The 20,144-nt window shown below is 36.2% G+C and carries 19 protein-coding genes; 16 read left to right on the forward strand and 3 right to left on the reverse strand.

The genetic code is table 11. From position 1 onward, the window contains the following. The first annotated feature begins 114 nt into the window (after positions 1-114). Both GYM71_RS02090 and GYM71_RS02095 read left to right on the forward strand, forming a co-directional pair. Complete coding sequence (locus tag GYM71_RS02090; RefSeq protein WP_220220743.1) at positions 115-1,389, forward strand: MFS transporter; 1,275 nt, start codon at positions 115-117, stop codon at positions 1,387-1,389. Between the two features lie 14 nt (positions 1,390-1,403). Then, positions 1,404-2,984, forward strand: a complete 1,581-nt coding sequence (locus tag GYM71_RS02095; RefSeq protein WP_220220744.1) for an alpha-L-rhamnosidase-related protein — start codon at positions 1,404-1,406, stop codon at positions 2,982-2,984. Between the two features lie 135 nt (positions 2,985-3,119). Here GYM71_RS02095 and GYM71_RS02100 read toward each other — a convergent pair whose 3' ends face one another. Continuing rightward, on the reverse strand, positions 3,120-4,082 hold the full coding sequence (locus tag GYM71_RS02100) for a D-2-hydroxyacid dehydrogenase (RefSeq protein WP_220220745.1): 963 nt from the start codon (positions 4,080-4,082) through the stop codon (positions 3,120-3,122). Between the two features lie 291 nt (positions 4,083-4,373). On the opposite strand from GYM71_RS02100, the gene GYM71_RS02105 reads away from it, so the two are divergent. The 6 genes from GYM71_RS02105 to GYM71_RS02130 all read left to right on the forward strand — a co-directional run bounded on the left by GYM71_RS02105 (position 4,374) and on the right by GYM71_RS02130 (position 10,237). After that, a complete protein-coding gene (locus GYM71_RS02105) occupies positions 4,374-5,204 on the forward strand; it encodes a DUF6574 domain-containing protein (RefSeq protein WP_220220746.1) in 831 nt (276 codons plus the stop codon). Positions 5,205-5,215: 11 nt separating this feature from the next. Beyond that, on the forward strand, positions 5,216-6,619 hold the full coding sequence (locus tag GYM71_RS02110) for a zinc ribbon domain-containing protein (RefSeq protein ID WP_220220747.1): 1,404 nt from the start codon (positions 5,216-5,218) through the stop codon (positions 6,617-6,619). A gap of 251 nt (positions 6,620-6,870) precedes the next feature. After that, a complete protein-coding gene (locus tag GYM71_RS02115; protein WP_220220748.1) occupies positions 6,871-7,191 on the forward strand; it encodes a hypothetical protein in 321 nt (106 codons plus the stop codon). Between the two features lie 261 nt (positions 7,192-7,452). Beyond that, a complete protein-coding gene (locus tag GYM71_RS02120; RefSeq protein ID WP_220220749.1) occupies positions 7,453-7,878 on the forward strand; it encodes a PTS sugar transporter subunit IIA in 426 nt (141 codons plus the stop codon). Between the two features lie 267 nt (positions 7,879-8,145). Further along, complete coding sequence (locus GYM71_RS02125; protein WP_220220750.1) at positions 8,146-9,225, forward strand: AEC family transporter; 1,080 nt, start codon at positions 8,146-8,148, stop codon at positions 9,223-9,225. Between the two features lie 13 nt (positions 9,226-9,238). Beyond that, the gene (locus GYM71_RS02130; protein WP_220220751.1) at positions 9,239-10,237 is read left to right on the forward strand and encodes an NAD(P)-dependent oxidoreductase; all 999 of its coding nucleotides are present in this window, start codon (positions 9,239-9,241) and stop codon (positions 10,235-10,237) included. A 42-nt stretch (positions 10,238-10,279) separates the two neighbouring features. Here the strand turns inward: GYM71_RS02130 and GYM71_RS02135 are convergent, their stop codons facing one another. After that, positions 10,280-10,966, reverse strand: a complete 687-nt coding sequence (locus GYM71_RS02135; protein ID WP_220220752.1) for a response regulator — start codon at positions 10,964-10,966, stop codon at positions 10,280-10,282. Positions 10,967-10,968: 2 nt separating this feature from the next. Further along, a complete protein-coding gene (locus GYM71_RS02140; RefSeq protein WP_220220753.1) occupies positions 10,969-12,555 on the reverse strand; it encodes an ATP-binding protein in 1,587 nt (528 codons plus the stop codon). A gap of 217 nt (positions 12,556-12,772) precedes the next feature. On the opposite strand from GYM71_RS02140, the gene GYM71_RS02145 reads away from it, so the two are divergent. The 8 genes from GYM71_RS02145 (at position 12,773) to GYM71_RS02180 (ending at position 20,134) form a co-directional block, all read left to right on the forward strand. Beyond that, positions 12,773-13,558 (forward strand): MurR/RpiR family transcriptional regulator, encoded by a 786-nt coding sequence (locus GYM71_RS02145; RefSeq protein WP_220220754.1) that lies wholly within the window; start codon positions 12,773-12,775, stop codon positions 13,556-13,558. A gap of 123 nt (positions 13,559-13,681) precedes the next feature. After that, positions 13,682-15,121 carry a glycoside hydrolase family 1 protein gene (locus GYM71_RS02150; protein WP_220220755.1) on the forward strand — a complete coding sequence of 480 codons (1,440 nt, stop codon included), beginning with the start codon at positions 13,682-13,684 and terminating at the stop codon, positions 15,119-15,121. Continuing rightward, positions 15,114-17,015 carry a glucose PTS transporter subunit IIA gene (locus GYM71_RS02155; protein WP_220220756.1) on the forward strand — a complete coding sequence of 634 codons (1,902 nt, stop codon included), beginning with the start codon at positions 15,114-15,116 and terminating at the stop codon, positions 17,013-17,015. The genes GYM71_RS02150 and GYM71_RS02155 overlap by 8 nt, the downstream gene beginning before the upstream one ends. Before the next feature lie 287 nt (positions 17,016-17,302). Further along, positions 17,303-18,058, forward strand: a complete 756-nt coding sequence (locus GYM71_RS02160) for a DeoR/GlpR family DNA-binding transcription regulator (protein WP_220220757.1) — start codon at positions 17,303-17,305, stop codon at positions 18,056-18,058. Between the two features lie 24 nt (positions 18,059-18,082). Then, positions 18,083-18,511, forward strand: a complete 429-nt coding sequence (lacA, locus tag GYM71_RS02165) for a galactose-6-phosphate isomerase subunit LacA (RefSeq protein WP_220220758.1) — start codon at positions 18,083-18,085, stop codon at positions 18,509-18,511. 13 nt (positions 18,512-18,524) lie between these two features. Beyond that, entirely contained in the window at positions 18,525-19,100 is a 576-nt protein-coding gene (lacB, locus tag GYM71_RS02170) for a galactose-6-phosphate isomerase subunit LacB (protein ID WP_220220759.1), read from the forward strand. A gap of 220 nt (positions 19,101-19,320) precedes the next feature. Continuing rightward, the gene (locus GYM71_RS02175; protein WP_244986839.1) at positions 19,321-19,803 is read left to right on the forward strand and encodes a PTS sugar transporter subunit IIA; all 483 of its coding nucleotides are present in this window, start codon (positions 19,321-19,323) and stop codon (positions 19,801-19,803) included. A gap of 16 nt (positions 19,804-19,819) precedes the next feature. Further along, positions 19,820-20,134: a PTS sugar transporter subunit IIB gene (locus tag GYM71_RS02180; protein WP_220220761.1), complete on the forward strand. Its 315-nt coding sequence runs from the start codon at positions 19,820-19,822 to the stop codon at positions 20,132-20,134. Positions 20,135-20,144: the final 10 nt, after the last annotated feature.

The following is a 20,144-nucleotide window of genomic DNA, read 5'->3' on the forward strand; positions in this document are numbered from 1 at the left end:
AGCAATAATTTTCTCCTAATCTGTAATTTTGCAATCTATTTAAGATTATAGCACTATTGGAACCGTTTCCAATAAATAGCATAATTATTACTAAAATAAGGAGGAAATAGTGTAATGGATAATATTAATAGTGAGAATAATTTAACTAAAAAATACCAGCCATTAGCTGTTGCAGCAGGTTTTGGCTCGATTTTGGGATCCGGCATTATTGTCGGCATGTCGTCTACAATTACTGTTTGGCAAAATGGACTTAACCTAACTAATGGTCAAGTGGGTGTTATTTCTGGTGCCTTGACTTTTGCAATAGCAATCGGTGGTTTAATAACCGGATTGGTAACGAAGGCTTTTGGATTAGTACGGTCTTTTAACTGGATGAACTTTATTTATGCGCTTGGTGCCATAATTTGTGTCTTTGCGCCTAATTATCCGGTATTGCTAATAGGGGCAATTATTGCTGGACTTGCATCGGGACTAGATTTGCCAATTAGTTTAACCATGATTTCGCATGATGCACCAGATGATCAGACTTCCTCGAAGTTAGTAGCTTCGACTCAAATTTTCTGGCAGGTTGGTATCTTTGCCTCATATGGTGCTGCCTTTTTGGTTTCAAGACTAGCAGGTGCAACTGGAGCTAGGGTAGTATTTGCCTGTTTAGCAGTTGTTGCCTTAATCACTTGGGCATGGCGGACATTTTCTAGTAAATTCCGTAATTTTCATATCGAGGGTGATAAGCGGATGCGAGCCGCTGAAGCGAAGAATCATAGTTCGGACCAAGTCTCTGTTAAAAATGTTTTATTTGGTAAAAATAAAAAGAAGTATCTTTCAATGCTGTTATGCATTATGATTTTCTACATTTGCTGGAATTTATTGGCTAATACTTTTGGTCAGTTTCAGACTTTCATGCTTGTACAAGCCAAAGCTAGTCAAACATTCGCAACAGGTGCTGGTTTAGTTCTTAACATTATTGCTGTTTTTGCGACAATGGCTTTTGCTAAATTTTCAGGTGGTAAATACAGAAACATCTTTTTTGTTATCGGTATGATTTTGCAATTCTTAGCAATGTTTTCGTTAGCAATTTTAAGCCACGATTTATGGCCAATTGTGGTTGCAATTGGTTGCTATAATATTGGTAATCAAGTTGCCGGAGAAGCAATTTATAAGGTCTGGACGCAAGAAGCTTTTCCTGTAGAAATTCGTTCATCATTGCAAGGATTTTTAAGTGGTTTATCAAGATTTATTTGTGGCTTGTTTGCATTTGTGACACCAATGTTAGTAGTTCAATCTGTCATTAAGACGACCATGTTTGGCTTTTCGGCTTTAATCATCGTTGCATTTATCTTCGGCTTTACCATGACAAGATTAGAGGACAAATATCATATTCGAAAGTAAAAAAGAGGTAAATAATGGTTTTCAAATTTCAAATAAATAAGGATGTTGAGTTTAACCACGATGACGACTTGCTAAAAAAGGCGGATCAATATCGTCCCAAGCTACTGACAAATAAGATTAGTGCCAAAAGATTGGTTGAATTGACCGATGATCCTTCTAAGCTTGAAAATACCGGTATAAAAGAAGTCGGTGATATTGAGCAGTTAGCACAATTAAAAATGACTAGAAATGATCACGTAATCATTGATTTTGGTCAACATTGTGTGGGAAAATTTGCCATTCATATTGAACATGTTGGCTCACCAATGGATGCACCCGTAGCTTTTAAAGTGAAATTTGCTGAGATGCCCAATGAATTTAGGTATGATTCACAAGATTATGACGGCTGGCTTAGTAAGTCCTGGATTCAAGAAGAGGTTATTCACCTTGATCGCTTACCAGCAGAATTGGAATTGCCACGAAGATATAGCTTTAGGTATGTCGAACTTAGTGTGATTGATACCTCGCCTAAGTGGTTTGCCGTTTTTTCTAAGCCAACTGCCACAATTCAAAGTGCTGTTTCAAGCACCAACCTTAGAAAGCCTGATTTTAAAGATGACAAGCTCAATGCAATTTATCAAGTTGGAATCAATACGCTGCAAGATTGTATGCAAGATGTCTTTGAAGATGGACCTAAGCGTGACCGCCGTTTATGGTTAGGCGATCTGCGACTGCAGGCACTAGCTAATTATGCTTCATTTGATAATACTGCTCTAGTTAAAAGATGCTTATATTTATTTGGCGCAATGACAGCTAAAGATGGCAGGATCTCGGCAAACGTGTTTACCAATCAGCCATATGTCCCCGACGATACCTTTATGTATGATTACAGCTTATTTTTCATTTCAACTTTGGCCGATTTGGAAAAACACGAAAAAGATGAAGAGGTTTTGACTGATCTTTATCCAATTGCTAAAAAGCAGTGGGAATACACTCGCAGATTTATTGGAGATAATGGTGAAGTAGTACCAGATCAGCAGTATGTTACCTTTGTTGACTGGTCAAATGACTTTGACAAAACAACTGCTGGGCAAGCTATTACCATCTATGTCTTGCGGCAATTAATTGCTTTAGCAAAAATGATAAATGATCCTGAATTAGCTAAGTACGAACAAGAACTTGAGAAATTAAAAAACTTTGCGACAGATAATCAATTTGATCCACAGACCGGTTTATTTGTTTCTGGTAAAAAGCGTGAGGTCAATATTGCTAGTCAGGTTTGGATGGTTTTAGCCCATGTAATGGATGATGAAACCAATCATCAGATTATGACTAAGACCGTAAACAAATTATTCCCGGTGCGTGGAATTGCGACGCCTTACATGTATCATCATATTGATCAAGCCTTATTTGAAGCGGAAATGAAAGATGAAGCAATTAAATTGATGAAGGAGTATTGGGGTAAAATGGTTGATCTTGGTGCTGATACCTTTTGGGAGGCCTTTGAACCTGAGAATCCGGCATATTCTCCGTATGATAGTCCGATTGAAAATAGTTTTTGTCATGCATGGAGTTGTACGCCAATTTGGCTATTGAGTAAGTACATGTCAGATTAATAGTAGAATTAGTGTAGGAAGAAACTGGCTCTTTAAGCAAAAAAGAAGCAGACAAAACACCGAAAATGAGTATCCTAATTTTAGGATTCACCTCAAAAATCAGTGGTTTGTCTGCTTTTTATATTATTTACCAGTTTAATTAACCACATTAAGCTCTTTGCCTGCTAAAAAGGCCTTCAGGTTATCAATGGCGATTCCTAATAGCCGATCACGCGTTTCGCGCGGTGCCCAAGCAATATGGGGTGTGATGTAGCAGTTCTTTGCCGTTAATAACGGACTGTCAGTAGGAATTGGCTCCTTGGTGGCAACATCAACACCAGCTGCCCCAATTTTGCCATTATTCAAAGCGTCGGCAACATCTTGCTCGTTAATTAAGCCCCCGCGTGCTGTATTAAGTAATAGAACGCCATCCCTCATCTTGGTAATTGCTTCTCGGTCAATCATTTCGGTTGTTTCAGGTGCTTGTGGCACGTGAAGACTAATAATGTCGGCTTGTTGATATAATTCATCCAGACTAACTTGTTTGACGTAGTCTGGAAGGTTTGTTTTTGGACGATGATTATAAAAAATGACCTTCATTGAAAAGGCGTGAGCAATTTCGGCGACTTTTTGTGCGATGCTACCAAAGCCAATTAGTCCCATTGTTTTACCTTGCAGTTCGATTAATGGTTTTGCCCAGAAAGTAAAATCAGGATTGCTGCTCCAGCGCCCCGCGTGAACCAGTTTATTGTGCAAACCAACTTGGCTAGTAATTTCAAGTAAAAGGGCGAAAGTGAACTGTGCTACTGCGTCCGTGCCGTAAGTTGGGATGTTAGTGACGGGGATGTTAGCTGTCCGTGCAGCTGCAGTATCAATCACATTGTACCCGGTAGCGGTGACGCCAATGTATTTAAGATTAGGTGCTTTGGTGATAACACTTCGATTTAATGGTGTTTTATTAGTTAACACTATTTCAGCATCACCGATTCTGCGCAAAATCTCGGCATCATCATCGACTGGTGTTCGATCATAAATGGTACATTCGCCCAACTGCTTAAGGGGTGTCCAATCAAGGTCACCAGGGTTTAAGGCATAACTATCCAAATTCACAATTTTCATTTTTAAACCTCATTTGTTCATTTTTAATCTCTAGTTTACTACAGTTTGAAAAAGTACCAACTATGAAACAGTTCAATATAGTCTAATACTATAATTTGACAGTAAAAATAGATAATTTTACAATGAATTAGTGTTCTGCTTTTTTAGCTTTTTTTATATATAGTTTAGTTATTTGGGTAAAAGATAAAGTGGGAAGAAGTTTTATTATCCAATACTGCTATTCCAGATTTTGGGAGCTGATGAAAGTAGTTAATAGACATATAATGTTGTTATAAATGTAAGGAGCAATTAATGAAAAAGTGCCCTAATTGTGGTGCCCTAATGGAAAATGGGGTTAATTTTTGTACTAAATGCGGTAATGACTTACGTTCAATTACGTTAGAAAAAGAGCCAGAGCAGGCTACTACTGCAACTGAAAAAACTGCGCCAGTTGTGGCTGAAGTTAATCAGCAGCATGTTAATTCTGGTAGCTATTTGCAAAATTATTGGGAATGGCTGGTTGAATCATGGAAACATCCCGCAGCCAGCAATTTAACTGCTCAAAGCTGGTACGGCTGGTTAACAATTTTAATTGAAGATGTTTTATTTGTTACTGGATTATATTTCTTTGCCAAGTCAGTTATTACCGGTGCAATTGGCTTAGTCAATCATTTCGGAGTCGATACCAGAGGTTGGGGCAATTTTGATATTTCTTTCAGCATTGTCTTTCGGGTATTTTTAATCGTCCTGATTTTCCAAGTGATTGTGATTGCTAGTCACTTTGCGGCCTATAAATTTATTTATGATGAGCAAGTTCATTTACTAGATTTTGTCAACCGCGGGATTCATGCTAGTAACCTAAATTTGATTTTGACGGTCATTTTCTTTTTATTAATGGTTTTAGGGCTTAACAGTATCAGATTTACTTTATTTTTAGTTTTACTATTATTTGTTTTATTCTTTATTGGTCAAGAAGTTGCCTTACTAGCAAATGATGGTGCTCGACGGGACAAAGCATATGGCGCTTTGCTTGCTTTTGGCATTATTTTTGTTTGTAGTTTGATTATGAACTCGCTTATTTATAATTCCGTTTTACGGTCAGTTTTTAATCAAATTATTTCAGGTTTTAATGGTTCAATGTAGATGGTGTAAAGATGAATAAAAATGAATTTTGTCCAAATTGTGGACGACGAGTTAATGAAAACGAGGAGTTTTGTTCCAACTGTGGTGCAAAGCTATCTAATAATAAGCAAAGCCGGCAAGAATACCGAACGGATCAGACTCACCGGCAAGCTGCTAACAATAATTCACAAAACCAAGTACAGACTGTGAATAATCCGCGCCAGCCGATGAAAAAGAAAACTAAGATAATCTTGAGCATTGTGGGCGTTTTAGTTGTTGCTTTCATTGCTTTTTATGCTTGGGGATCAAATCATTATCAACGGAAAAATCAAGTTGATCAGATTACTGCGTATTTAAAAAATCCGCGGGAAAACTTAGCAGATTATGTTACTTCGGATAATCCTAGTGTGCATGTCACTAATGCGGCTTTGAAGCCAACGCAAAATTATTATTTTGATCATAGTAGCGATGCCGATAAGATGGCAGAAGCTTTTAAATATGGTGATACTTATGAAGACGTTTCGTTAGTACAGTCAGGACGGTATTTACTGCTTTTCCCTAAATATACGTTAAAATTTAAGACTTTTACGCCGCATATTAAGACCAATCATGCCAATTCAACGATTTATGTTAATGATGAAAAAATTGGCGGGGTTAATGGTAGTGGCGAAAATTATTATAAGCAGGTACAACCACTGTTTCCTGGAAAATACCATATTGTAGTTAAATCGACTGCTGCAGGTCATAAGTTAACTGCTGATAAAAGCGCCAATATTTTTTCAAATAGTGCAATTAATATGAATATCAAGACCGTCAATTTTACGGTTAAAAGCTCTCCTGGTGCGGATGTTTATATTAACGAGAAAAAGGTTGGTACGCTAGATAAGAGCGGTGAAAAAGTATTTAAAGAATATCCTGCTACGGATGACATGAAGATTTATGTCATGATGAAAGTTGACGGCAAGGCAATCAGATCAAAGGTAATTGATTATGATGATTTAGGCTTTGATGATGACGATGATAGTAGTAGCAATGTCGTTAAGCCTGAATGGCCTGGCTTAATCAGCGAGGATGATGCCGAAAGTATCTTGGAAGACAACTTCGAAGATCCAGATGAAGATGCATTTGTTGGTGGCGCGGAGAATAAGGGTTACCAAGAACTGCATGAGCAGATCGGTAACTTTAATGACAATGACGAGATAATTTCTTATGATATGGATTGTAGCATTGTTTCCATTTCGCCTGCGCCAGATAATAGTAGTAATGTTGTCTATAAGATAACTTACACTTTTGAGCATGATGATTATGAGCATAAACAAGTAATGCTATATTCTGGTTGCGTCTTCCACCAAAATGGTGATGACGATGATGCTTCACAAAAAATCAGATCAATCGGTAATGGAAAAATCATTAGCGATAAGAAGTATAATAACTAGACTAATAGGGCGCATCATGTATGATGCGCCTTATTTAGTTTCAGATTACACTGATGATTAAATTAAGTAAAAAATGATATTCATTATTAATTAAATCTAGGACTAGCACATATTTATTCAATAACAATCTGCCAAAATGGTCAGAGCTATCTAATTGGTCCAAATGGTGCTATGATAGCAGCATAAAGTAAACTGACTAAGATAAAAATATCATCAGTCTGTTAAACTTCAAAATGCGAGGAGGACATAAAATGAATAAATTGCTTAAGAATTATCATGAAGAAAAGCAATTATCGTTCCATTCTTTTTTTAAAGGAAATTTTCTTTTTTGGAATACTGCATATATGTTTTCATTAAAAAATGGGCGAAAACTCGATCTTCAAGACTATCCTGAACTTAATAAATTAGGGTACTGGATTAAGGTGAATGACCAAACCAATTTACGGGTATGGTCTCGTTTAGGTCTTCCGCGTTTAACTGAAAAATTTTGTCAAATAACCGGGCTTCAACCAGATGATTTTTACGTAAATTCAGTTTCGGGGTTAAATAGAATTTGGCCAACCAAACAATAACTGCACTTTCATAGTCAGTAATAAATATTTTTCACATAGTAGTAGATAACTTTGAACCAAAAGTTATCTACTATTTTTTATCCTTGTAATTCACAGTTATTAAATAGTATTAGTGACAATATTTTTGAGAAAATACTTGCAAAAGCACCATTAAAGGTATATTTATTAGACAATATAGATTTTACACAGATTTAAAGAATGTTTATAAGCAAAATAATAAATAGAAAAAGAAATTAGAGCTTCAATCAGAGAGGATAAATGATGAAAATAGTGATAGCAACTCGCGGCTATTTAGCAAAGGAGCTAAAGAAGTCGACTGAACATATTTTAGGAAAGCAAAAAGACCTTTTTGCTATTTGTGCATTTACTCCACAATGTGAGAATTATAATAAAGCTGTTAAAGACATAATTGCCAAATATGATCGAGAGGATATACTTTTTTGTACGGATATTGACGGAGGAAGTGCTAATAACACTTTACAAGAATTAGTAGTGGGAAATAATCGGTTGCACCTAGTTACAGGCGTCAATTTACCATTTTTAATTCGAATTTTGACTATCAATGATGGTAATGTGACTGATAATCTTAATAGAAGCACTAAGGCCGCAAAAAATGGAATTATTAATTATGATGCTCTAGACAATGTTATTCTAACTGATGAGTTAGACGGCTTTGATGAATTTTAAATAGTTCATACAAAAATAATGTTAAGAAGCATCCTATTTTGTGAAAATCAAATAGGATGCTTTTGCTTTGTCTTTTTATTCACATATTCTACTAGCTTGAATTTTCTGACAAATGCCAGTCACTTTACTGGTAGAATCACTCGTTGATATTAATTTGATTTCGCTTACATAAGTTACAAAAGGTTACATTAATTTACTATTATTATCAAATATTGAGGTTAAAACTAAAATATATTGTGAAATATGTAATTAAGTAGGAGGAGAAAGATGAATATTGCGAAAGCGATTCAAGTGACATTTTCCAATGCTGCAATAGTTAGCTCAATAACGTCAACAATTTTTATTATTTTATTGGGCTTTTATTTACGTAAGCGTAATATCTTTACAGAAAAGTATGGTAAGCTTTTATCTAAGATTGTTTTAACAGTTGCGCTTCCGGCTTTGGCATTCAACTCATTTATGCAACCGATTAATGGCGAAACTTTTTCGCAAGGGATGAATGTGTTAATTTGGGGAATTGCAATTTATATTATTTTGATTTTGGTAACCCCAATTTCTTATGCCAAGTATCCTAAAGATAAACGAGATGTTCTAGCAATTTTAACCACTTTTGGTTCGACAACCTTTTTTGGGATTCCAATTGTTGGTGCGGTCTTTGGCACCAAGGGTATAATGTATAGCTCGATTTTTAATATTGGCTACCGGATCTTTTTATATTCTTATGCCTATATTAAGATGTCTGGCTTAAAAATGAAGGCAAGCAATATCAAAAAAATGTTTGTCAATCCGGTCGTAATTGCTACTTTTTTGGGACTGATTATGTGGCTAGTGCAAAATTACATGCCACAGGTAGCTGTAAGACAAGCTGTTAATGGCGTAATTAATCCTGGTGCACCAATAATTAAGGTTGCCTTTTATCGAATTGATCAGACTGCAATTTGGCTGTACAAACCACTGCAATATCTGGCTAACTTAGCATCACCACTTGCTTGGCTATCAATCGGTGCTACCTTAGGTTCGACTTCATTTAAAAAAGCTGCAGAAAACAAGACTTCTTGGTACTACAGTTTTAATAAGGTTGTCTTGGTACCACTGCTTAACTTGGTAATATTGGTCATCTTAAATGTGACTAACATCTTACCGATTAGCTATGTTGCTTTAGGTACAATCATTATTATGATGGCTACGCCAACCGCTGCCGTTGCTTCGTCTTATGCGATTAGCTTTGATCGTGAAGCGGTCTTATCGTCCAATGCATCCTTTGTATCGACAATTTTAGCGGTAGTGGCAATGCCATTTTGGATTGCCTTTCTCGGTGTTCTTAGTCAAAGCGGATTATTTCATTAATTAGGAGGTTTTTATGTTTAAAATTGTTGCTTATGGCGTACGTGAAAATGAAGTAGATTACTTCAAGAAATTAAATAAATATCATTATGATGTTCAATTGGAATCTGAATTGTTAACTCACGATAATATTGAAACTGCTAAAGGCGCGGATGCTGTTTTGTTACGTGCCAATTGTAAGGCAGACGCACAAAACTTGGCAAAATTAAATGAGTGGGGCATTAAATACGTCTTTACTAGAACGGTCGGCTTTAACCATATTGATCTTAAGGCCGCAGCCAAATATGAAATGAAAGTTGCTCGCGTTCCAGCATATTCACCATACGCTGTAGCCGAATTGGCTATGACCCTAGGAATGATGCTCTTTAGACATACCGCCTTGGCAACCGATTTGACCAGGCAAGGAAACTTTAGTGTTTCGACCGCCACTTTTTCTGGGGAAGTTCATTCAAGTACTGTGGGAATTATCGGAACTGGTCGAATTGGTGCGACTGAAGCGCAGCTATATAGCGGAATGGGGACTAAGGTTTTGGGCTATGATCCTTACCCAAGCGACTTTGCTAAACAATATGTTGAATTTGTTGAGCAGGATGAATTGCTGGCAAAATCAGATATTGTTTCAATCCACGTGCCGTATTTCCCAGGTCAAAATGATCGTTTAATTGATGCGGACTTTTTAAAGAAAATGAAACCAACTGCTGTTTTGGTTAATACGGCGAGAACACAACTTGCTGATTATCCTGCTATTATTAAGGCAATCACGCAAAATCAAATCGCCGGTTTTGCTAGTGATGTTTTACCAGACGAAGTTGAAGTGCTGGGACATGATTTTAAAGGCAATATCACTAATGAACTGACTAAGCAGTTAGTTGATTTATATCCTAAGGTTCTACTAACTCCGCACATTGGTTCTTACACAAGTCCAGCTTTAACCGATATGATTGCTGTCAGTTATGAAAACTTCCACCAAGTCTTAGAGACAGGCAAGACCGATAATGATGTTAAGTTAGATTAAGTTAATACACAAAAAAGCGAGCTATCAGCTGATAGTTCGCTTTTATTTATTAGCTTTATAAAGTTTAATTGGTCGACCTACCTTTAGGTAATGTGTTTTGATTGTTAATTCATTAGTTTTTACTAAATAGTCTAAATACTTTTTCGTAGTAATCCGTGAGAATTTAGACTTCCGGGCAATCTCCTGATTAGAAAAATAATCGGGTGTTTCTGCAATGACCGCCTTTATTTTGTTAAGAGAAAAATTTGATAGTCCTTTGGGTAAGGAGGTCATTTCTTTTTCTCCAGCAAAATCTTGCGTAATGAAAACCTGATCGAGTTCAGTTTGCGATAATTGTCGATCCTGATTTAATACCTCGTTATATTTTAGAAAATGCTCAATTGCCTTATGGAATCGCTCAAAAGAAAATGGTTTTACCAAGTAATCGAGTACGCCATAGTTTAACGCGTGGTTAACGCTTTGGCTATCTTTAGCAGCTGATAACATGATTACATTCGGATGGAGATTGTGTTCAATAAATAAGTGAAGAAGTTCAGTTCCTGAAATTTTGGGCAAATAAATATCGAGTAGGACCAAATCGAGCTGCAATTTTTGCGCAAGTGCTAATGCCTTGTCTGCCCTATCTACCTGATAAAGCCTCATTTTTGCAGGCGGAATTATTTTCATTAGGTACTGTTTGTTAATTGAACTGACCATGGGGTCATCTTCCACAATGAGAATCTGTAACATTTTTACTCCTCGCTGTTAATCGGTAATTCAAGATAGAAATTGCTACCATGTGGGTTACAAGGTGTAATATCAATATAGCCGTGATGATTATCGACAATCTGCTTAACCAGCATTAAGCCGTAACCATGATCCTTACCTTTAGTAGAATATTTTTGCTTAAAAAGTTGTTTTCGGACAGCGGGCGCAATGCCACTACCGTTATCGGTCACTTCGATAATCAGGGTTGTACTCTCGGAATCATAATTAAGTTCGAGTTTAATGGTACCACTGGTATCAATGGCAGCTAATGCATTGTCGATTAAGTTACCCAATATCTTGATCAGATCAAGATTTAATTGGTCTGAAACAATTGCTTGTGGCAGATAAGAATCAGGAGTAAGTGTCAAAGTCACTTTTTGCTCTTTAGCCTGATTAATTTTACCGGTTAAAAATCCGACTAAAGCTGGTGATTCAATCTGCTGGTTTAGCTGGCCAAACTCTTGCTGGTAATTAGCGTTAACTTTGCCAATAAAATTAGTAACATTATCATATTGCTTTAATTCAATCATACCGTAAATTGCCTGTAATTTATTGCGAAATTCATGCGATTGCGCTCTAAGCGCTTGAATGTATTGCTCACTTCCAGCTAATTGTTCAGACAGTTTTTGGTATTTTGATTGATCTTGTAGTAGAGCAATTTGGCCATAAGTTTTGTCATGATAAACTAGCCTGCTAGTGGATACAATGTATTCTTTAGCGTTAATTAAGAGCGGAACATTAGTCTTATTTTGTGAATGATTATGATTAAAAATTAGTTTAGCTAAATTGGAATCTAGTGCAGTACCCACTTTCACTGCTGGAAATGTTTTTTTAGCTAAATAATTGGTTGTAATTACGATGTTTTGTTCATTAACAGCAATTAAGATTTCATCAATACTATCAATAATAGCGTGTAGTTCCGTCAGCTTGGTAGCAATTTCATCTGGTTCCATATTAAAAAGAGATTTTTTAATCCTTTGCGCTAAAAAAAGTGCCAAAATTATGCCAGCACATAAAGCAAATAATGATCCAAGAATAACCGCTTTTTGAGCAGATAAAATTGCCCGGTTAATTGAGCTATCGGTGAGGCCAACGCAGACAATGCCAACTTGCTGTTTGTTCTTGAAAACAGGAACAAAGATGCGGTAACCCGTTCCTAAAATACCTTTGCGATGTGAGTAATGGCTTTTACCAGTGCTTGATTTTTTAGCATCTTGCGAAGAACTAAATTTTTTGCCAATCCGACTAGTATCGGGGTGGGAGTAGCGCATTAAATTTCGGTCTAGAATTACAACGAAATCAACCCGAGATGCCTGTGTGATTTGATTGGCATATTTTTGCAATGAATTATTTTTGGTGGGCTGGGGATGCTTTTTTAGGGTCTCCTTAACGGTTGTATCCTGAGCAGCAATTCTAGCAACTCCAGCGATTTCTTCTTTGATTATTTGCTTTTGATTCTGTCTGACATGGTATGAAGCGATGCTGCCAGCAGTAATAACAAAAATAACTGTTGTTAAAAAAACTAGTAAAACAGATTTAGTTCGTAAGCTAAAGCGTGATTTTCGTGGCATGTTTTTCCTTTTTATATCGTTACAACTTATTACTACTAGTATAAACTACTAATTCAGAAAAAAAGCTTAACCTAAAGGAAGATTTTATCAACTGCTTGAATAAATAACTAAAATATCTTTTAAATTAAAAATAGCAGTCATAATTGATAGTTATCGGCTATACTTAAAGTTAATTGATGTCAAAAATTGCAGCTTGAGCTAATAGGAGTGTTTAAAGGTGACTAATGTAAATAATCTTGGGTTACTAAACTCACTAAGTGAATTAATCAATTCTCATTATGATAGTGGCAATCACGCAATTGCTTCTTACTTAGTGGAAAATATCTCTCGGTTAGACCAGGTGACTGTTAATGAGATTATCGATCATGCTTATGTTTCGCGATCTGCTGTCAGACGCTTTTGCGAAAAATTAGGCTATTCAAGTTTGATTGATTTGAAATCATCGTTTTCTAAAATAATTTTTCCCAGTGATATTCGCCATCGGTCTAAGGAAGACTATCACATCAACAACTTACAGTTAACGGAATTAATCAAAAAGATGCTAGATGATATTAATACTGTTTTTACTAGCTCAGTACTTGATCAAATTGTTTATCAAATCAATCGCCATAATGAAGTCATTTTATTATGTGCTAACAATACAAGTAACACACTAATTAAATTTCAACAGGAAATGATTTATGCCAATAAGGTGATTGTTGTACTAGACCAAAAGTATCGTTCTAACAAGTACTTAAAAGCATTGAAACCTAATGCCTTGTTGATTACTGTTTCTACTTCTGGAAAATACGCTGAAATTTTAAATGATTTTTTACGCGAATTACCAGGAGACAAAATGATGATTACGGGAAACCGAAATGAAAACTTAGCGAAATCCTACGACCAAGTTTTTTATATTAGCAACAGCAGTTTTACTGAAGATTATTTGGGGATCTATGGTAAATATGGCATAACATACTTATTTGACCAAATCTTTTTAAGGTATGTGGCATTATTTAAGTAAAGTAAGAGTCAACCGCTAGAGTGCGTGGTTCAATTTTTGAACCACGTGCTCTTTTTTTTATTGCTAAGATAGCAATGTAGATAGCGCTATCAAGAAAAAATTATATGGCAGAAAGGATTGCTAATGAGAAAATTTGCAGATATTTTTAAGGATAAAGATTTTTTATGGGGAGCAGGGACAGCTGCTTACCAATGTGAAGGCGCTTGGAATGAAGATCAAAAGGGTCTTGGTGAATGGGATTACTTTAATCACAATAGTAAATTGAATATTAACCACACGGACGGTGACGTTGCATCAGACTTTTATCATCGTTATCGAGAATATATTGATTTATTAGCGGAGGGGCATCAAAATACAATTCGCTTTTCAATATCTTGGGCACGTATTTTGCCTAAGGGAACGGGGCAAGTCAATCAAAAAGGAATTGATTTTTATAATCGGGTGATTGATTACGCCATTGAAAAGAATCTTGAACCGAATATTTCCCTTTTTCATTATGATTTACCCTATGAACTTGCCGTCGATGGCGGATGGTTAAATCGCAAAATAGTGGATTATTTTGCCAATTATGCCAAGATTTGTTTTGAAAATTTTGGCGATCGGGTAAAAATTTGGGCAACTATTAATGAACCACGTTATTACAGCTATTGTGTTAATGTTGTTGGCAATTATCCACCTAATCGTCATTTAGATTTTCAATCATACTTTCAGTATCAATATAATTTAATGCTTGCTAGTGCAAAGGCAATCAAAATTTATCATGATTTAGGGCTTGATGGCATCATTGGGGTTGTGCACGATAATGGCAATGTTGAATTAGCGCCAGAAACTAAAAATAAAAAGAATGTTCAATTAATTGGGGATTTCTTTTATAACAGGCAAATATTATGTCCAGCCTTATTAGGCAAAATGCCTGAGGAAACGGATGAAGTTTTGGCTGCATTTAATTGCTTACTATACCGTGAAAAAGATGATAAGGAACTCTTAGCAGCAGGTAAAGCTGACTATTTAGGACTTAATTTATACAATCGGCAATATCTGACTGATGGAACTAAAGATGTCACAAAGGTTTTTCACAATAATCAAGGGAGTCGTAGCAAGGCAAAAGAGGGAATTCAGATTCATAATCTTTTTAAATCGGCATTTGATCCTAAGGTGAAACGTAATCAATGGGGACGAGAAGAATTGCCTCGGGTAATGTATACAGCATTATGTGAAGTACAAAGAAAATATCAGCCTAAATTAATTATGATTACAGAGAATGGTCATGGTGGCTATGAACAAGCAGATGAGACTGGTTTTGTTAATGATGAACAGCGTATTAAGTTGACCGCTGAGTTTTTAAAATATTTGCTAAAGGCCAAGTCTGAGGGCGTAAAGGTGCATGGTTACTATCATTGGTCTGCCATGGATCTGTATAGCTGGATTAATGGCTATGAAAAGCGCTATGGCTTAATCAGGGTTGATTTTGCTCATCAGCTGGCTTTGACTCCCAAAAAGAGCTACTACTGGTACCGTGATTTTATTGATCAATATTTTTCTGGGAGCTTAAAAAATGACTGAAAAACAAGACTTTAATCAAATTGCAACTGTGTTGTTGCGTGCAATTGGTGGAAAAAGTAATATTACTGACGTATATCATTGTGCAACTCGACTAAGAATTACTGTTATCGATCCCTTGAAAGTTGATAAACAAGCACTAGAACAAGTGCCAGGTATTAAGGGCGTTGTAATCAAGGGCAATGAAGTTCAGAACTTTATTGGTACAAAAGTTGATGATTACTATAATCAGCTACTGCCCGAGCTACAATTAGGCGGACAAAATAATCAAAAAAAGGAAGAAAAGCTAACTGTTAAAAGTCTATTTTCTAAGATACTGGATTTCATTAGTGGAGTTGTTTTGCCCATTATGCCTGTAATCGTAGCAGCCGGCTTTTTACTAGCAATTCTTAACTTATGTAAGACCTTTTTCGGCTTAAATCCCAAGAGTGGTACGGCCATAGTTTTAACAAGTATTGCTTCAGCCGGCTTTTATTACATCCCTATTTTTGTTGGTTTTCAAACAGCTTTAAAATTAAAAATTCCCACCGTAATGGGAGCTTTTTTAGGGGCAATATTAACTTTTGGTGATATTAACAATGTTGCTGGCTTGAATTTTTTAGGTATTAATTTACCTAAAATGCAATATAACGGTACTTTATTGACTTCAATCTTAGGAGTATTATTACTGGCATTTATCTATAAGTTGATTGATAAGATTATGCCCAAAGAAATTACCTACTTTTTTACACCTTTGCTAGCAATTTTGTTGGCAGCTCCTATAACACTCGTGATTATCGGACCAATTAGCAATTCAATTAGTTTTGCAATAGCGGGTTGCTTTAACTGGCTTAGTGCGAAGGCAAACTGGCTTGCATTTACCTTATATAGTGCTCTTAATCCTATTTTGGTAATGTTTGGAATTGACAAAGGATTTGTGCCAATTGCAATGAACAATGTGGCAGAATTTGGCTATGATACGTTGATTTATCCTGCGGCATTGCCAAGTAATGCTGCAATGGGGGCAGCTGCTTTAGCCATTGCAGTATTTAGCAAAAAGAAAATTACTAAGGGTGAAGGCTTTTCGGCAGGTTTTACTGGCTTAATGGGAATTACGGAACCTTCTATTTTTGGCTTTTTGCTTCCATACCGAAAAGCTTTAATTGGTGCGATTGCTGGTGGAGCTATCGGCGGATTAGTTGGTGGCTTGCTTCACATTAAACAGGGGGCTTTGATGGCACCAGGCTTTATTGCTCTCATTTCATATTTTGTTGGACAAAACCCAACTTTAAACTTTATTTGTGGAATTATTACCTGGTTAACGGGAATTATTGCTAGTTTTGTTATTACTACGATTTTGCTAAAAACGGATCGGAAAAGACAACAAAATGTTCTATTTCAAACCGAGCAAACGAATTCTAAGCCTAAACCAAATATAGGTGAAAAAATCACACAGCCTAATATTGAGGAAATAGCAGCACCAGTTAACGGCAAAGTTATTCCGCTAGATCAGGTTAATGATGATCTAATCGCACAAAAAAAGTTGGGTGACGGTTTTGCCATAATTCCGGCGGATGGCAAAGTCTGTTCACCAATTAATGGTACTGTAATCAGCATTTTTAAAACCAAGCATGCAATTGGCCTAAGAAATGCTGCTGGACTGGAAATATTATTACATTTAGGACTTGATACAGTTGAATTAGCTGGGAAACCTTTTGCCTTAATGGTAAAAGAAAACGAGAATGTTAAAAAAGGACAATTACTTGTTAAAATGGATATTGAACAAATTAAGGCTGCTGGGAAAGATCCAATTGTCATAACCTTAGTTACCACAAATAATTGGTTAACTAAACCAGTTAAATCTCTTGAAGAAAAGGTAACAAAAGGTGACGCAGTAGCAATGGTAAAAGCAAATTAGAATATGAACAAAATGAAGTTTATGGCTTGCTGTAAACTTCATTTTTGTTAAAAAGAAGAAATAGTTGGTTAAACCTTAATTTTGCTGTTTATTTGTGAAGAAGAAATTGATTTAATAATTTTTGAACAACATGATCTAGAATAGATTTAGGAAGAAGAAATAACTTGCAGCTAATTACTCTTAATTCGTTTATCAAACATATTCAAACATTGACAAACAAAAAAGAACACTTATACTAAAGGTGAACTAAGTTAGTTGCTTAATCTAGTTTAAAAAGTAGGTAACCAATGCTAAAAAGTGAAAGATTAAAAAATATCTTGCAAATAGTTAACACGCAAAAATTTGTTACGGTTGACGAACTAGCACAAGCGCTAAAAGTTTCTGACATGACAATTAGACGTGACCTCAATGAATTGCATAAAGCAAACAAAATTTTGCGAGTTCATGGCGGAGCCCAGCAGTTAACAGACCAAAGTAGAATTGAGAAGAGCTATCAGCAAAAGCGTGAAATCCATATTAAGGAAAAAATCGAAGTTGCAAAGCGTGCCTGTAATTTGATTCATGAAAATGATTCTATTTATGTAGGACCAGGGACGACTTTGGAATTGATGGTTGCTAATTTAAAGGTCAAGCATCTGCGGATTGTTACTAATTCGCTGCCTGTTTTTGAAGCAGCCAAAAATAATCTGAATGATTATGACTTAATTATGGTTGGCGGCTCTTACCGCCGAATTAGTGGTGCTTTTTTGGGCGCTCTAGCTAATAGTGAACTGGAGACGATGTCATTTTCTGTTGGCTTTGTAGGGGTTAATGGCATTAAAGATGCTTCTATGACAACAGCTAACTTAGAAGAGGGCCAAACCGAAGAAGTCGGGCTAGATCGTTCACAAATAAAATTTGTGGTAGCTGATTATACTAAGCTTGATCACAGTGATTTTCATGAATTTTATGATTTGCGCAAGGTCGACGGTCTGATTACCAACCATGGAATTGAGCCTGAATTGGAAAAACATTACAGTCAATTTACAACTATTTATAAGTAGTTGTTAGGGAAAGGAGACTTAGCGATGAAGGTGGTCATTGGCAGTGATAAAGGTGGCTTCGATTTAAAAGAAAAGGTTAAAAAGTATCTTGAAAGTCATGACTATGAAGTTTTGGACGTAACAGAAAAGCCAGCAGAGGACTTTGTTGATTCGAGCTTAAAAGTTACGCATGAAGTACTTGATAATGGTATTAAAAAGGCAATTATGTTTGACGAGTATGGGGTTGGTTCTGCCATGGCTTCCAATAAAGTTAAGGGCATGGTTACCGCAAACGTTAATGAAGAACGAACCGCTCATATGACGGCAATGCATAATGGTGCAAAGGCAATTGCACTTGGCAGCGGAATAGTTGGTGAGCAACTAGCTTACTCAATTGTTCAACATTATCTTGATACAGACTATGCTGGTGGTCGTCACCAAGTTCGGCTCGATATGCTAGAAAAAATGATTTAGGAGGGATAGGCAAATGTTAGATAATGATCGACCTCAACCAGAATACGTTGATCCTAAAATTGATCAGCAAAAAGTAATCGCTCTAGGAAACGACCATATTGTTACCGCAGTTAAAATGGCAATCTCTGATCACTTAAAGGCGGAAGGCTACCAGGTAATTGATGAAGGAACCCACGATAATACTAGGACGCATTATCCAATCTACGGTAAACGGGTTGCCGAGGATGTTTCTTCTGGCCGAGCCGATTTTGGTATTGTTCTTTGCGGAACAGGAATTGGTATTTCAACAGCTGCTGATAAAAATGAAGGTATTAGAGCCGCAATGGTTGGCGATGCTACACAAGCGCAGTATGCTCGGCGCGAATTAAATGCTAATATTCTTGGCTTTGGTGGTATCGTGTTAGGACGCGACTTTATTTTTGATATTGTCGATTCGTTTCTTACCACAGCTTATGAACCAAGCGACGAAAATAAGCAATTGATTAGTAAGATTGCGGCTATTGCTAAGCCTAACCCAGACCAAAAAGATAATGCTCACTTTTTTGATGAAGAAAATAAAAAATGGGCTGAGGGCGTTTACCACGATTAAGTGGAAATAATTGTTAATAAAAAGAAAATATTAATCGCACACTAAAAGTCATGACGGTAATTGTCATGACTTTTTTAATACTTTCAGAGCTGCTGCTTTTTTAAAAAAGCGTTTGCATTTCTGGTTATATTTACCTATAATAGCAATAGGCAAGTGAACAAATTCAAACATAAATAAACAAAAATGAAAGCTTGCCATGAGAGCAAAAGGAGTTAGTGCTGTGAGTGAGAATAGCTTGTTTTTACCGAATGCTGTTTTTGTCAGTGATTCAACTAGTGTGACCGATATTTTTCATGAAATTGCTAACCAGCTTAGTGCAGAGAAGCTAGTTAAAAAGCAATTTTTACCTGAAATCATTAAGCGAGAAGAAAAGTATCCAACTGGAATTGATCTTTCGCCTGTTAATAAAAATTTACCTAATATTGCAGTTCCACATACTGAAGGTGAATTTGTCAATACTCGTTTGATTGTTCCTGTTTCCTTAATGACTGCAGTACCATTCAAAAATATGATTGATCCTGACCAAGAATTGCCCGTGAAATTTTTATTTTTAATTTTAAATAATGATCCAGCCGGACAAGCAAACATTTTGGCGCAAATTATGGACTTTCTGCGATTAACACCTGTTGCCAACTTACAAGAGTTATTTAAGCTGACCGAACCCGATAAGATTTACCGGTTTTTAAGTGAGCATTTTAAATAATAGGAGGGTTTTTCTGATGAGTAGAGAAGTTAAATTTATTGCTGCATGTGGTGCAGGAGTTAATTCGTCCCATCAAATTAAGGATGCGGTCGAAGAAGAAATGAAAAAAAGAGGCTACAACGTTAAAGTTGATGCCTATATGGTGAAGGATGTCAACGAAGACTTGCTTTCAAATTATGATGGCTATTTGACAATTGCCAAAACCGATCTTTCATTTAAGCCAAAAGTGCCGCTTATTGAAGCAGGTGCAATTTTGTACCGAATTCCTGCGATGGCTAAGCCAGTCTATGATGAAGTCGAAAAAGTTGTAAAGGACGTTAACGCTAAGTAACTCTTTTTTG

The sequence above is a fragment of the Lactobacillus panisapium genome, from assembly GCF_019469265.1.
Taxonomy (GTDB): Bacteria; Bacillota; Bacilli; order Lactobacillales; family Lactobacillaceae; genus Lactobacillus; species Lactobacillus panisapium.

Bases quoted from the DNA above. Each gene is read 5' to 3' on its own strand.
- GYM71_RS02090 (WP_220220743.1), top strand. From the start codon at position 115: ATGGATAATATTAATAGTGAGAATAATTTAACTAAAAAATACCAGCCA.
- GYM71_RS02095 (WP_220220744.1), top strand. From the start codon at position 1,404: ATGGTTTTCAAATTTCAAATAAATAAGGATGTTGAGTTTAACCACGAT.
- GYM71_RS02100 (WP_220220745.1), bottom strand. From the start codon at position 4,082: ATGAAAATTGTGAATTTGGATAGTTATGCCTTAAACCCTGGTGACCTT.
- GYM71_RS02105 (WP_220220746.1), top strand. From the start codon at position 4,374: ATGAAAAAGTGCCCTAATTGTGGTGCCCTAATGGAAAATGGGGTTAAT.
- GYM71_RS02110 (WP_220220747.1), top strand. From the start codon at position 5,216: ATGAATAAAAATGAATTTTGTCCAAATTGTGGACGACGAGTTAATGAA.
- GYM71_RS02115 (WP_220220748.1), top strand. From the start codon at position 6,871: ATGAATAAATTGCTTAAGAATTATCATGAAGAAAAGCAATTATCGTTC.
- GYM71_RS02120 (WP_220220749.1), top strand. From the start codon at position 7,453: ATGAAAATAGTGATAGCAACTCGCGGCTATTTAGCAAAGGAGCTAAAG.
- GYM71_RS02125 (WP_220220750.1), top strand. From the start codon at position 8,146: ATGAATATTGCGAAAGCGATTCAAGTGACATTTTCCAATGCTGCAATA.
- GYM71_RS02130 (WP_220220751.1), top strand. From the start codon at position 9,239: ATGTTTAAAATTGTTGCTTATGGCGTACGTGAAAATGAAGTAGATTAC.
- GYM71_RS02135 (WP_220220752.1), bottom strand. From the start codon at position 10,966: ATGTTACAGATTCTCATTGTGGAAGATGACCCCATGGTCAGTTCAATT.
- GYM71_RS02140 (WP_220220753.1), bottom strand. From the start codon at position 12,555: ATGCCACGAAAATCACGCTTTAGCTTACGAACTAAATCTGTTTTACTA.
- GYM71_RS02150 (WP_220220755.1), top strand. From the start codon at position 13,682: ATGAGAAAATTTGCAGATATTTTTAAGGATAAAGATTTTTTATGGGGA.
- GYM71_RS02155 (WP_220220756.1), top strand. From the start codon at position 15,114: ATGACTGAAAAACAAGACTTTAATCAAATTGCAACTGTGTTGTTGCGT.
- GYM71_RS02160 (WP_220220757.1), top strand. From the start codon at position 17,303: ATGCTAAAAAGTGAAAGATTAAAAAATATCTTGCAAATAGTTAACACG.
- lacA (WP_220220758.1), top strand. From the start codon at position 18,083: ATGAAGGTGGTCATTGGCAGTGATAAAGGTGGCTTCGATTTAAAAGAA.
- lacB (WP_220220759.1), top strand. From the start codon at position 18,525: ATGTTAGATAATGATCGACCTCAACCAGAATACGTTGATCCTAAAATT.
- GYM71_RS02180 (WP_220220761.1), top strand. From the start codon at position 19,820: ATGAGTAGAGAAGTTAAATTTATTGCTGCATGTGGTGCAGGAGTTAAT.